Genomic DNA, 12799 nt, shown 5'->3' with positions numbered 1-12799 from the left:
GATCCCTCCATGACGGTGGTTGATCCCGTACGTGGCGACCGCAATGGCTGTCCGGACAGGCGTTTGGCCGCGTCTGCTACCCTTGAGACGCTTCAGCACCCGTTCTTATGACATCTTATGACAGGAGATCCGTGCGGCCCTCGATGCCGAGGAGCGCGCGCTTGTAACGGAGTCCTCCAGTGTATCCGCCCAGCGTCCGATCGGTCCGGACAACCCGGTGGCACGGCACGATGATCGGTACCGGGTTGCGGCCGAGCGCGTTGCCCACCGCCCGTGAGGCCTTCGGACGCCCTATTCGCCGGGCGATCTCCGTGTACGTCACCGTCTCTCCGAAATCGAGTCCGGAGGCCGCGTCCAGTACGGCGCGCTGGAAGTCACCCAGTTCCGCGAGGTCGACGCGCAGATCGAAGAGGGGGCGGCGACGGCCGAAGTACTCCGTCAGCTGCTCTTCCGCGGGGTCGAGTTCATCCGTATCGCATACGACGGGTGTCGACGGATATCGGCGCTCGAGACCGGCGACGAACGCCTCGTCGCACGCATCCTGCCACGAGAGCGCGACCAGGCCCGCCGCGCTCGCGGCGACGCGCATCGCGCCGAAGGGCGAGTCAAAGCGGCGCCAGCGGATGACCGGGTCGTTTCGGAAGCCCCCCGCAGAACGATGCAGGATCCGGTATTCCGCCGCCCGCTCCCGGCAGGCGGGACAGTGAGCCATGTGCTCAGCCAGAGCCTGAGCGGCGCCCGCATCCGAGTCGCGCAGGATCCAGGCGAGTACGTCCTCCTCGCGATAGGTCGCACAGCTTTGAGTCATATCGGAGCCTCCTCGCGCCACACGTCGACGAGGTCGCGGCGCAGCTTCTTCATTCCCTGGTAGACATTGGCTCGCGCGGCTTCGGGGGTGGAACCCAGCCGGCGGGCGATCGTCGCATAGTCCAACTCTTCGATCCAGCGGAGCCAGACCGCGTTCCGCTGCCGCGGGGGGAGTTCGGCGACACCCTTCCGAACGCGCGCCGCGGCGGCCTCGGACAGCCGACCGAACACGGCATCGGTCGCGGGAAGCGAGCCCGGTTCCAGTTCATTGGAGTGGACTACGAGCAATTGAGAGCGCCGACGTTGCATCGAGACGTGGTCGAGCGCGCGGCGGGTCGCGACCCGGTACAGCCATGCACGGATGTTCACGCGGTCTCCCGCCTCGGGCCGGGCACGGAGCGCCGTCACCCACAGATCCTGCACGATGTCGTGCGCCTGCTCAGCGTTCCCCAGCATCGTGGCCACATGGCGCTGCAATTCGGGGCCGTAACGTTCGGACCAGCGATTCACCCGCCGTTCCGGCTCCGTGAGTGTGGTCATCTGCCTCGGCTCCGCCTTTTCGCCCCCGTTCTCGCTCGCTCTCACTCCGTAGAACGTATCGTTTCAGAGATCGTGAAGCGGGACCCACCGGCAACTGGCTTCGCGGGCGTGTGAATCGTACCGTGTGGGCCCGCAGCCCCCACCCGGGCTCGAAGCACAAAGCGGCGGCAAGCGGCGTGTCGCCGGACAACCAAGCAGCAGAACCGAGGCTCTCTTGAATTCAACTCATCAGGCATCTGCGCCGCTTCGCGTCCTGGTGACGCTTGCGGCCGGGCTCGGTGCGACGGCCTGCGCCAACGCAAACGGGGAGCAGACGGGCGCGGTGGCGCGGGACCCGCTCCCGGGAGAAAGGCGCTTCGCCAGCCTGACGCAACTCACCTTCGAAGGGGAGAACGCCGAGGCCTATTTCTCGTCGGACGGGGAGCGGCTGATCTTCCAGCGCCGGCGCGAGGGCGAGTACGAGTGCGACCAGATCTTCACCATCGGCGTCGAAGGCGGAGATCGGAACCTCGTATCCACCGGCCTGGGCCGGACCACCTGCGCCTATTTCTTCCCGGATGATTCCAGGATCGTCTACAGTTCGACCCACCACGCGAGTGAGGCCTGCCCCCCGCCGCCGGACATGCGCCGGGGCTACGTGTGGGCGCTGTACGACTTCGACGTCTACACGGCGCGCCCCGACGGTTCCGACGTCCAGGCGATCTTCTCGAGCCCGGGCTACGACGCGGAGGCGACGATCTCGCAGGACGGTTCGCGGATCGTGTTCACGTCGACGCGCGACGGCGACCTGGACATCTACTCGATGAACCCGGACGGATCCGACGTGCGCCAGCTCACGGACGAACCGGGGTACGATGGCGGCCCCTTCTTCTCGCCGGACGGGTCGAAGATCGTGTATCGCGCGAGATACCCCGAGAGTGAGGAAGAACTCGCGGACTATCAGGCGCTCCTGGCCGACCACCTCGTCCGTCCGGGGGTCCTCGACATCTACGTCATGGACGCGGACGGATCGAACCGCCGACGCCTGACGGACAACGGGGCCGCCAACTTCGCCCCCTTCTTCCACCCGGGCGGCGAGAAGGTGATCTTCGCCTCGAACCTGCACGACCCCGACAGCCGGAATTTCGATCTCTTCGTGATCAACCTGGATGGGACGGGGCTGGAGCAGGTGACGTTCAGCGAAGAGTTCGAGAGCTTCCCCATGTTCACCCCCGACGGCCGCCATCTCGTGTTCGGGTCGAACCGGCACGGCTCCCACGAGGGGAACACGAACCTCTTCATCGCGGAATGGATCGACGACCCGCCCGAGTGACGGCGTCTCCCCGGCGGTCGTCTACCCTCTGAAGATGGCCCCCCGGTGACGTCGGAGGGCCGGAGACCAGAGGAGATGGGAGTCTCGGGATGGGTGCGTTAGAGGCGATGACGAGCTCTGGCCGCCTAGGGCGGTCGTGGGGATTGCGGCGGGCACGGGTGGCCGGGTTGGTGTGGGGTGTGACGTTCGCCGCGCCCCCGATCTCCGCCCAGGAGGCGGAGTTCCCGATCGATTACGACGCGGCGATCGCTCAGAGCGGGATCGACGGGAGCTACGGATACATCCGCGCGCTCGAGGGATCCGGCACGCTGATCCAGGTCGACACCCAAGAGCGCGTCGGGGTCTCGGTCAACGAGCCCATCCTCGCCGGCGATCGGCTCTTCTCGTCCGGTGACTCGCGCATCGAAGTCCTGCTCGCCGACGGGAACATCCTCCGCGTCGGCGACCGCGCGGAGTTGCTCTTCCGGGCGCTCGCCAACTCAGGCGACAGGAACGACCCGGCGTCCGTGATCGAACTCGCGCGGGGGACGCTGCAACTCGTCGTGTCCGCGGATCAGCAGGGCGCGGAGTTCCCGGCCGTCGTGACGCCGAATGCGACGATTCGGGCGCGGGGGGCGGGATCCTTCCTCATCGCCATCGATGACGATCGGCGGAGCGAGGTCATCGTTCGCGAGGGAGTGGCGGATGTGACGACGCCGAGCGAGGCGGCCGAAGTCCGACGCGGGGAGCGCCTCTTCGTCGAGGGACCGCAGGGGGAGCGCCTCGACTTCGCGGCCGCCCCGGATCTCGACCGCCTTGAGGCGTGGGGTCTGGGACTCGGCGACTACGCGGACGGAGAATACGCGGCGCATGTGGACCAGGACCTCCACTACGCGGCGTCTTCACTGAGCGGCCACGGGGCGTGGGTGCGGGTCGACGCCGGGGTCGCGTGGCGTCCGCGCGTGTCCTCCGGCTGGGCGCCGTATCGGGACGGGCGCTGGAGGCACACGCCGAGCGGCCTGTTCTGGGTCTCCTACGAGCCGTGGGGATGGGTCCCCTACCACTACGGCTACTGGGACCTCCATCCGCACTGGGGCTGGGTGTGGTTCCCGGGACGACGGTTCGCCGGGGCACACGTCTACTGGTACTGGGGACCGAGCTACGCGGGCTGGATCCCATCGGGATACTACTGGCGCCACTACCGCAACTCCTACGGAAGCGGATGGGGATTCCACTTCGGCGTCTACGGACACATCGGGGGCAGCTTCGGGCGCTATCGGCACTGGACGTTCCTGCCGCACGGGCGGCTGGGGCACCGGCGACAGTACTTTTACTCGGTGGGCGGTTCGGACCTCGGCCGTGGGCGCCGGGCCATCGAGCGCGGTGTGCTGCTCACGGACACCCGCTCGCTGGGGCGGGAGGCATGGCGGCGTCCCGCCGAGACGCTGGCCGGTCTGCGGCGCGCCGTGCCGCGCGACGGGCGTACGGCGGTCGACGCGAACGGCTTCATCGACCGGGGGACGCGCCTGCCGCAGGGCATCGAACGGGTCGCGCTGCGGGGTCGTAACGGCCGCTCGGCGGTGGCCCGCCGGCCGGAAGCCTCGACGCGGGCCAGCCCGGTGGCGGCCGGCGGCGCGCGCCCCGTCCGCGCGACGATTCGTCCGATCGAGGGCCGATCGCCGCGGCTGGAGCGACCGGGCGTGCAGCGCCCGCCCCGGCCGAAGAGCGAGAGCGGCGCTCGAGCGGCTGTCCGCCGGCCGACCGCCCGGGACGCGTCTAGCGCGACCCGGCGCCCGGCAGGCCCGGTCACTCGGCCGACGGCCCGGTCGGGCTCCACCGGCGTGCAGCGCCGGCCCTCGTCGGTCGGCGAGGGTTTCGACCGGACGATCCGCGGGTCGGTCCTGCAGCGCCCGACACGCCGCAGCGGCGGTACCGCGCGACCGACGGCGCGGCCTGTCATGCCGGGATCGACGCGCCCCGCGGTCCGCAGTGTTCCCGCCACGCGGAGACCCGTGGCCCGGCCGACGGCGCCACGGCTACCGAGGCCGACGGTCCGAAGCGGAGGCGTCTCGAGATCCGGCGGCGTGGTACGGCGATCCGGCGGCACATCCGGATCCGGCGGGGCGGTCCGCCGCTCCGGCGGCGCTTCACGTTCGACCGGCGTCGCGCGGGCTCGCGGGCGGTCTGGAGGCTAACGGGAACGGAGATCCGGCCACACGTGCGGATCCCGCCTCATTTCGGGCTCCGGTTCGACGCCGAGCGCCTCGACCATCCGCACGTAGTAGTTGAAGAAACCGATGACTTCTGTCGCGGTCAGGATTTGCGCGTCCGTCCACCCCGCCTCGCGCAGTTCCTCGATCTCGCTCGCACCGCTCGAACCCGGATCTCGCGTGATCGCCACCGCGAAGTCCAGCAGCCGGCGCGTCTTCTCGTCGAGTCCGGCCGTCCGGTAGTCGGTCCGGATCGCGCGAGCCAGTTCGTCATCTCCCGTAACCAGACGGAGATCCTCCCCGTGCGCCTCCGTTCAGTAGAAGCAGTCGAGTTCGCGCGACGTGACGGTGGCCAGCATCTCCCGCACGTCCCGCCCCAGCGGCCCGGGTCCCAGCATCAACGCTTCATAGAGTTTGACCGACGCACTGAGCACCGGCGGGTTGAGGCCCTGGATCCCGATGACGTTGAAGACGCGCCCCGCGCGCCGAACGGCCTTCTCGTATTCTTGCGCGAGGAGGCCGGTGGCCTCGTCGGGGGCTACGGTTCGGATATGGGGCATGTCGCGACCTCCGGATGGCGCATTCTCCGAGGGGACGGCCGAATCAGCGGACGAGGAAGCCGTCCTTCCACGGATCTTCGGGGTCGATGAGGAATTCGTGTCGTCCCGTGACCCAGGACCGGCCGCCAACCTCAGGCACGATCGCCGGGTGCGATCCGACGGAGGAGGTGCCGACGATCCGGCCCGTGAAGCGGCCGCCGACGATGCTCTCGACCACGATCTCCACGTGCTCCGCGATTTCCCCACGGGCGCGCAGGATGGCCAGGCGCCCGCTGACGGCGGTCCCGGTTGGGCTACGGTCGAGTTCTCCGTCCGCGAAGATGCAGACGTGACGGGAGTGGTGCGCCGCGTTCACCGGCGCGCCGGTGAACACGGTCCCGTACAGGAAGCCGAGATCGGGATCGTCCGGGTGTCGGATGTCGTCCGCGGCCGTCTCCGACACCGCCCGCGTGATTCGACGCCCCGCGTCGATCAGATCGGATCCCCCGGCTGGCGTCAGGGGCAACCCCAGTGCATCCGCGTCAAGGAAGGCGTAGAAGGCGCCCCCGAAGCCCAGGTCGTAGGCCACCGCGCCCAGGCCTTCGACCTCCGCGACTCCGTCGAGGAGGGGCGCGAAGGACGGGACGTTGACGAACCGGACCTCACGGACGCGGTCCCCGTCGAGGAGTGCGGTGGCCCGTACGAGTCCGGCGGGCGTGTCGATGGCGACGGATCGCGTGTCCCCCGCCCCGTCCAACCAGCCGGCTTCGACCGCGATCTTGGTCACGCCGATGATGCCGTGGCCGCACATGGTCGAGAACCCCTCGTTGTGCATGAACAGGACGGAGAAATCCGACCCCGGCCTCACCGGCGGCATCACGAGGCATCCGTACATGTCGGCATGGCCCCGAGGTTCCCACATCAGGGCGCGGCGGATCTCGTCGTAGTCGGAGCGCGCGACGCGGCGCCGGGCCAGCACGGTCGGCCCGGGAAGCTCCGGGAAGCCGGCCACGATGACGCGCAGTGGCTCCCCTTCGGTATGGGCGTCGATGGTCTCGATGCGAAGCCAGTCTTCAGGAGGTGTCCAAGCCATGTGACGCTCTCGAGTGCGGTGGCCGGCAATCGTATGATCGCCGTATCGTGACGTTGGAGATCTTACCTCCCGCCGCGGTCTCCCGCTCCGGGCACCGCGACTCGTCCCGCCGGCGACGACTCACACCCCAGGAGGAGACCTGACACCGAGGGCCATCGCCGCCGAAATGCTGGGTGCTTTCGCGCTTACGCTTTCCGTCTCGATATCCATCCACAACCCGGGGTTTCCCATCCCGACTCCGGCCATGGCGGGGCTCACCCTCGGACTCCTCGTCCATCTGCTCGGCCCGGTGTCGGGGTGCCTGCTGAACCCGGCGGTGACGATCGGCGTCTGGTCGGTCGGAAAGCTGGAGGCTTCGGTGGCCGGCGCGTTCGTGGCGGCCCAGTTCGCGGGGGCCGGGTTCGCCCTCGTTCTCGGGCGTCTGCTCTTCCCTCGGGCCCTCCCGCTGCTCGTGGACGGCGCCGTGATCGGCACGGCCCTGGTTGTGGCGATCTCCTGGGCCGCTCACCGTTCCAACGGAGTCCTCAACCCGGCCGTCGCGCTCGGGATCGGGTCTCTCTCGTGGCCCTACGTGTGGGGACCTGTCCTCGGGGCCCTCGCCGGCGCGCGGCTCGCCAAATACATGTGGGGCCCGGGCGGGACCGTGGAGGCTAGCGGGCCGCGTAGCGGTTCGCGCCCATGAAGTGGAGGGAGACGTAGGGTTCGTCCCCGACGACCCATGAGTCGTGCGGCTCGGGCGGGATGTGGAACAGTTCGCCGGCCCGAAGTTCCACCACCCTGCCGCCCTCGAACGCGGCGGTGGCCGTACCCGCCAGGACGAGGCCCACATGTTCGACCGTGCAGAGAGGCTCGTCTGACGGCACGTGCTCCGACCAGCGCCACCCCGGCTGATAGGTCGCCCGTCCGATCGTGAGGCCTCCGATACGGACGACCTCGAAGCGGCCAAGCTCGAGTTCGCGGACCTCGTCCGGCTCCTCGAACCTCATGAGGATCACGTCGATCATTCCGGGCCGTCCTCCGCGGGCGGCGGATCCGCCGTCTCGTCCGCGGCCAGATCGCGATAGAAGGTGAGCCCGTTCATGTCGAGATCGTAGAAGGCGAACTCCCGCGTCCCCCACGCCGTTCGCCGCAGCGCGGTGCGCTCGTGGAAGACGCCCTGCCCCCTGTACTCCTCGAACAGGGCCTCGACATCGGGGACCACGAAACGGAGCATGGGCCGCTCGACCCGGGACCACTCGGCGTCGTCGTGCCACTGGAGGTGCAACTCGACGCCGTCCCGCCTGAGCCCCGCGTATCCGGGGTCGCGGGTGGAATCGGCGAAGGCGAGTTCGAACCCCAGCCGTCCGACGTAGAAACCGATCGCCGCCGCCACGTCCCGCGACGGAAGCACCGGCTGCACGGTCTCGAAGCGGGCCGCCGGCCGCGGCTCCCCTATCGGTAGTTCTCCATCAGGGCGTCGAGCGTGTCCGCCCCCGGGCACAGCTCCTCGAAGGGGAGGTTCCAGAGCGGACGTTCGACCGTGCCCAGCACGTCGTGCAGGTCTCTCGAGTCCGGGTCCAGGTAAAGGAGCCCCGTGGGAACCTCGCCCGCCCCCTGACGCTCCCGCAGGCAGCTGTACACCGCATCCCGGTCGGTGGGGTCGTAGTCGTCGCCGGCCTGCCGGAACCGCACCACGCTTCCGTCGTGCATGCGGACGTCGCGGACGCCGTTGGATCGCAGGTCGGCGGTGATCTCGTCCGCCGGCGGGACGAAATCCCTCGGCGTCACGAACGCGGCTTCGACCGCTTCGCGGAAGTGCTCCCGCGTGTACGCGTAGCTCTTGGTCGAGCCGACGTGGTCATTGAACGTGACACAGGGCGAGATCACGTCGACGATGGCCAGGCCCGGGTGCCGGATCCCCGCCTTGATGATCGGCACGAGCTGGTTCTTGTCGCCCGAAAAGCCGCGGGCCACGAAGGTGGCGCCGATCGACAGCGCGAGGAGCACGGGGTCGATCGGGGGCTGCTCGTTCGGCAGGCCGCGTTTCGATCTGGAGCCCATGTCGGCCGAGGCCGAGAACTGGCCCTTCGTCAGGCCGTACACCCCGTTGTTCTCGATGATGTAGAGCAGGTTGGGATTGCGCCGCACGCCGTGGCACAACTGTCCGAGTCCGATCGAGAGCGAGTCCCCGTCCCCGGACACGCCGATGTACACCAGGTCGCGGTTCGCGGCGTTCGCCCCGCTGGCCACCGACGGCATCCGGCCGTGTACGCTGTTGAAGCCGTGCGACTCGGACATGAAGTAGGCGGTCGTCTTCGAAGAGCAGCCGATCCCGCTCATCTTGGCCGCCCTGTGCGTCGGGATCGCCAGATCCCACGCCGCCTCGATCAGCGCAGCCGTGACGGAATCGTGGCCGCAGCCCGCGCACAGCGTGGACATCACGCCCTCGTAGTCACGGCGGGTGAGGCCGAGTTCGTTCTTCTCCAGACTGGGGTGGAAGACCCGCGGCTTGGCGATGAATGTCATGCGCCTACTCCTTCCGCGGACTTCGCCGCGATGCCGAGACAGTCGCTCACGTCCTCCGTGACCTGCCGCGCGCTCAGCGGGAGGCCTCCGTACCGGCGCACGGAGGCGAGCTTTTCCTTCGAGACCGGCGTCTCGAGCGTGAGCAGAGACTTGAGCTGGGCGTCGCGGTTCTGTTCGATGACGATGTTGAGGTCGTGCGCCTCGATGAAGCGGGCGACCTCCGGCGCGAAGGGGAAACCCCGGATCCGCATGTAGTCGAAACGCAGTCCTTCCGTCTCGAACTGCTCGATCGCCTCCCGCACCGCTCCGTCACAGCCTCCGACCGTGATGAGCCCGTAGCGCGCGCCCGGACGCGACTGGATCTCCGGAGCCGGAACGGCCTCGGCCGCGCGCTCGATCTTCTCCGCGATGCGGTCGATGACCTCGAGGTATTCCTCCTCATCCTCCGTGTACTTCCCGTACTTGGTATGGCCCGACCCCCTCGTGAAGTAGGCGCCCTTGGGATGCTCGCCCGGGATCGTACGATACGGAATCCCGTCCCCATCCACATCGAGGTAGCGGTAGAAGGTCTCGACCCCCTCCAGCGCCTCTGCATCCAGCACTTTGCCTCGGTCCGGTCGATAGGTGTCATCCCACCGGAACCGGGGCACGACCCAGTCGTTCATTCCGATGTCGAGGTCGGACAGGACGAACACGGGCGTCTGGAAGCGTTCGGCCAGATCGAACGCCTGCACGCTGAACTCGAAGCACTCCGCCGGGTCCTTCGGATAGAGGCAGATGTGCTTCGTGTCCCCGTGCGACGCGTAGGCGCAGAGGAGGATGTCGCCCTGCTGTGTGCGCGTCGGCATCCCGGTCGACGGCCCGACGCGCTCGATGTCGAAGAACACGCACGGGATCTCGGCGTAGTAGGCGAGCCCGATGAACTCCGTCATGAGCGAGATCCCCGCCCCGCTCGTCGACGTGAAGGCGCGCGCGCCCGCCCAGCCGGCCCCGATCGTGATCCCCGCGGCCGCAAGTTCGTCCTCCGCCTGCAGGATCGCCGCCTTGCTCCGGCCCGACTCCTGTTCGACGCGCAGACGCCGGCAATAGGCCGTGAAGGCGTCGACCAGCGAGGTGGAGGGGGTGATCGGATACCACGCGGCGACCGTCGCGCCGGCGTACACGCAGCCCAGCGCCGCCGCCGTGTTTCCGTCGATGAGGATCGAATCCCGCGTGGCGTCCATCCGCTCGAGCCGGATCGGGAGCGGGCACTCGAAGTGCTCCGCCGCGTGATCGTACCCCATCCGGATCGCCTTGAAGTTCGCGTCCAGCAGATGCCGCTTCCGCTCTCCGAACGTCTCCTCGAGGAGCCCGCGGATCACCTCCATGTCGAGATCGAGGAGCGCTGCGAGGGCGCCTGTGTAGGCGATGTTCTTCATCAGGATGCGCGTGCGGCCGCCCTCGAAGTTCTTCACGCACATCTCGGCCAGCGGCACCCCGAGGAAATTGACGTCGTCCCGCTTGAGCGTATCCGCCATCGGCCAGCTCGAGTCGTACAGCAGCCAGCCGCCGGGGACGAGTTCCTCGATGTCGCGCGCGTACGTCTCCGGATTCATGGCCACGATGAGGTCGAAATCCGGCGTGCGCGCGACGTGCCCCGTCCCGTTGACGCGGATCTCGTACCAGGTGGGGAGGCCCTGGATGTTCGAGGGGAAGACGTTCTTCCCCGACACCGGCACCCCCATGCGGAAGATCAACTGCATGATGAGTCCGTTGGCGCTCGCGGAGCCGGTACCGTTCACCGTCGCGATCTTGAACGCGAAGTCGTTGATGCGTTCGGACTTCATGCCGCTCATGGCGTCAGGGCGCCGCCTGCACGAAGCCGCCGGGAGCCATGGCCTCGATCCCCATCCCCGAGTAGGGATGGTCGGCGTCCTGTCCCGCGTAGGGCTTGAGCAGATCGAACGTCCGCATGTCCCACGCCGCCGTCGGGCAGCGTTCCGCGCACAGCCCGCAGTGGATGCACAGGTCCTCGTCCTTCGCCATGACGCGAGCCGTATGGGGCAGCGGCTCGGAGACGTACAGATCCTGCTCCAGGTTCTCTGTCGGCGCGAGCAGTCGCGTTCGAAGTTCGGCTTCCTCGCCGTTGTGCGTGATCGTCAGACAGTTCAGGGGACAGATGTCGATGCAGGCGTCGCACTCGATGCACAGGCTCCCCGTGAAGTGCGTCTGAATGTCGCAGTTCAGGCAGCGCTCGACCTCCTTGAGCGTCTGCTCGAGGTCGAAGCCCTCCTCGACTTCCGTCTCGATGCTCTGGAGCCGCTTCTCGAGGCGGACGTGCCGCATCTTGCGCCGCTCCGCGTACTCGTAGTCGTTCGAGTAGCTCCACTCGTGGAGACCCATCTTCGCGCTGACGAGGTTCATGCGGTCCGGCGGCCGCCTGCGGAGATCCTCCTCGTGGCAGTAGGCGTGGATGGAGATGGCCGCCTGATGCCCGTGCTCCGTGGCCCAGATGATGTTCTCGGGTCCCCACGCCGCGTCGCCGCCGAAGAACACGCCCTCGCGCGTCGACATGAAGGTCTTCCGGTCGACGACCGCCTCGCGCCACTTGTTGAACTCGATCCCCGCGTCGTCCTCGATCCAGGGGAACGCGGTCTCCTGCCCGATGGCGAGGATCACGGCATCGGCCGGGAAGAACGCCTCGTCGAGCTTGGTCGCCACGAGGCGGCCGTCGTCGTTCTCATGCCATTCGACGATGTCGAACTTCATCCCCTTGAGGACGCCGTCCTCGACCACGAACTCGGTGGGCGAGTGGTTCTCGACGATGTCCACCAGTTCTTCCTGCGCGTCCTCCAGTTCCCAGGACGACGCCTTGAAGTACGGCTTCGACTTGCGGGCCATGACCTTGACGTCGGTGCCGCCGATGCGCTTCGACGTCCGGCAGCAGTCCATGGCCGTGTTCCCGACCCCGATGACGAGCACGTTCTCCTCGATCGAGTTCGTGTGCCCGAAGGCGACGGATTCGAGCCAGTCGATGCCGATGTAGATGTGATCGGTGTCGTATCGACCCGGCAGGCGGAGTTCCTTGCCCCGCGGCGCGCCCGAGCCGACGAAGATCGCGTCGAACCCCTGATCGAGGAGCCCCTTCATGCTCTCGACGGGCGCGTTGTACCGGATGTCGACGCCCATGTCGAGGATGTAGTCGATCTCTTCCCACAGCACCTCCGGAGGCAGGCGGAACTGCGGGATATTCGTCCACATGAGCCCGCCGGGACGGTCGTTCTTCTCGAAGATCGTGACCTCGTAGCCGAGCGGCATGAGGTCGCGGGCGACGGTCAGTGACGCGGGCCCCGCCCCCACGCAGGCGATCTTCTTCCCGTTCTTTCCCACGGGGATGGTCGGGAAGCGCGGGGTGACATCGCCCCGAAGATCGGCTGCGACCCGTTTCAGGCGGCAGATCGCCACCGGCTTGTCTTCGACGCGTGTGCGGCGGCAGGCGGGCTCGCATGGGCGGTCGCACGTCCGGCCGAGGATGCCCGGGAAGACGTTCGACTCCCAGTTGAGCATGTAGGCGTCGTCGTACCGTTCCTGCGCGATGAGTCGAATATAGCCCGGTACGTTGGTGTGGGCCGGACACGCCCACTGGCAATCCACGACCTTATGGTAGTAGTCGGGATTCGCGACGTTTGTTGGCTCCACCGTCTCTCCCCGGGCCGACCCCGCCCGACTGGCCCCACGGCTTTCCGTCCCGCGAGTCACTTGGTGAGATGAACCGCTTGCAATCGTATGGGACGAGACGACCTGTCGCCAGTTTCCCGCACGCCGCTCCGCCGCG

General features: G+C 68.1%; 13 protein-coding genes. 3 read left to right on the top strand and 10 right to left on the bottom strand.

Annotated elements, in window-relative coordinates:
• Positions 1 to 115: 115 nt before the first annotated feature.
• Complete coding sequence (locus ACPXY0_RS05640; protein ID WP_423929264.1) at positions 116 to 808, bottom strand: methylated-DNA--[protein]-cysteine S-methyltransferase; 693 nt, start codon at positions 806 to 808, stop codon at positions 116 to 118.
• Positions 805 to 1347 (bottom strand): RNA polymerase sigma factor, encoded by a 543-nt coding sequence (locus tag ACPXY0_RS05635; RefSeq protein WP_423929262.1) that lies wholly within the window; start codon positions 1345 to 1347, stop codon positions 805 to 807. The genes ACPXY0_RS05640 and ACPXY0_RS05635 overlap by 4 nt, the downstream gene beginning before the upstream one ends.
• 214 nt (positions 1348 to 1561) lie before the next feature.
• Here ACPXY0_RS05635 and ACPXY0_RS05630 point away from each other — a divergent pair, with 214 nt between their 5' ends.
• Together ACPXY0_RS05630 and ACPXY0_RS05625 are read left to right on the top strand one after the other, a co-directional pair.
• Entirely contained in the window at positions 1562 to 2659 is a 1098-nt protein-coding gene (locus tag ACPXY0_RS05630) for a TolB family protein (protein ID WP_423929260.1), read from the top strand.
• Positions 2660 to 2766: 107 nt separating this feature from the next.
• Entirely contained in the window at positions 2767 to 4833 is a 2067-nt protein-coding gene (locus ACPXY0_RS05625; protein WP_423929258.1) for a DUF6600 domain-containing protein, read from the top strand.
• Here ACPXY0_RS05625 and ACPXY0_RS05620 read toward each other — a convergent pair.
• The 3 genes from ACPXY0_RS05620 to ACPXY0_RS05610 form a co-directional block, all read right to left on the bottom strand.
• Entirely contained in the window at positions 4830 to 5039 is a 210-nt protein-coding gene (locus tag ACPXY0_RS05620; protein ID WP_423929256.1) for a hypothetical protein, read from the bottom strand. The two genes, ACPXY0_RS05625 and ACPXY0_RS05620, sit on opposite strands and share 4 nt — an antisense overlap.
• Before the next feature lie 123 nt (positions 5040 to 5162).
• Complete coding sequence (locus ACPXY0_RS05615) at positions 5163 to 5408, bottom strand: hypothetical protein (RefSeq protein ID WP_423929254.1); 246 nt, start codon at positions 5406 to 5408, stop codon at positions 5163 to 5165.
• Positions 5409 to 5451: 43 nt separating this feature from the next.
• Positions 5452 to 6480, bottom strand: a complete 1029-nt coding sequence (locus tag ACPXY0_RS05610; protein ID WP_423929252.1) for a proline racemase family protein — start codon at positions 6478 to 6480, stop codon at positions 5452 to 5454.
• Between the two features lie 166 nt (positions 6481 to 6646).
• Between ACPXY0_RS05610 and ACPXY0_RS05605 the strand changes: the two genes are divergently transcribed.
• Positions 6647 to 7162 (top strand): aquaporin, encoded by a 516-nt coding sequence (locus tag ACPXY0_RS05605; RefSeq protein WP_423929250.1) that lies wholly within the window; start codon positions 6647 to 6649, stop codon positions 7160 to 7162.
• On the opposite strand, the gene ACPXY0_RS05600 is transcribed toward ACPXY0_RS05605, so the two are convergent.
• Genes ACPXY0_RS05600 through ACPXY0_RS05580 form a run of 5 tightly spaced genes read right to left on the bottom strand, consistent with a single transcriptional unit; the run spans position 7131 to position 12663 of the window.
• Positions 7131 to 7484, bottom strand: a complete 354-nt coding sequence (locus ACPXY0_RS05600; protein ID WP_423929248.1) for a cupin — start codon at positions 7482 to 7484, stop codon at positions 7131 to 7133. The genes ACPXY0_RS05605 and ACPXY0_RS05600 overlap by 32 nt on opposite strands.
• On the bottom strand, positions 7481 to 7870 hold the full coding sequence (locus ACPXY0_RS05595; RefSeq protein ID WP_423929246.1) for a VOC family protein: 390 nt from the start codon (positions 7868 to 7870) through the stop codon (positions 7481 to 7483). The genes ACPXY0_RS05600 and ACPXY0_RS05595 overlap by 4 nt, the downstream gene beginning before the upstream one ends.
• A gap of 41 nt (positions 7871 to 7911) precedes the next feature.
• Positions 7912 to 8985, bottom strand: coding sequence for a 2-oxoacid:ferredoxin oxidoreductase subunit beta (locus tag ACPXY0_RS05590; protein WP_423929244.1), 1074 nt, complete (start codon positions 8983 to 8985; stop codon positions 7912 to 7914).
• Positions 8982 to 10820, bottom strand: a complete 1839-nt coding sequence (locus tag ACPXY0_RS05585; protein ID WP_423929242.1) for a 2-oxoacid:acceptor oxidoreductase subunit alpha — start codon at positions 10818 to 10820, stop codon at positions 8982 to 8984. The genes ACPXY0_RS05590 and ACPXY0_RS05585 overlap by 4 nt, the downstream gene beginning before the upstream one ends.
• A gap of 4 nt (positions 10821 to 10824) precedes the next feature.
• Complete coding sequence (locus ACPXY0_RS05580) at positions 10825 to 12663, bottom strand: FAD-dependent oxidoreductase (RefSeq protein WP_423929240.1); 1839 nt, start codon at positions 12661 to 12663, stop codon at positions 10825 to 10827.
• Positions 12664 to 12799: the final 136 nt, after the last annotated feature.

It is taken from the genome of Candidatus Palauibacter sp., assembly GCF_965237495.1.
GTDB lineage: Bacteria > Gemmatimonadota > Gemmatimonadetes > Palauibacterales > Palauibacteraceae > Palauibacter.
Note: the sequence above shows the minus strand (reverse complement) of the source record. Positions and strands in the feature narration are given on the sequence as shown.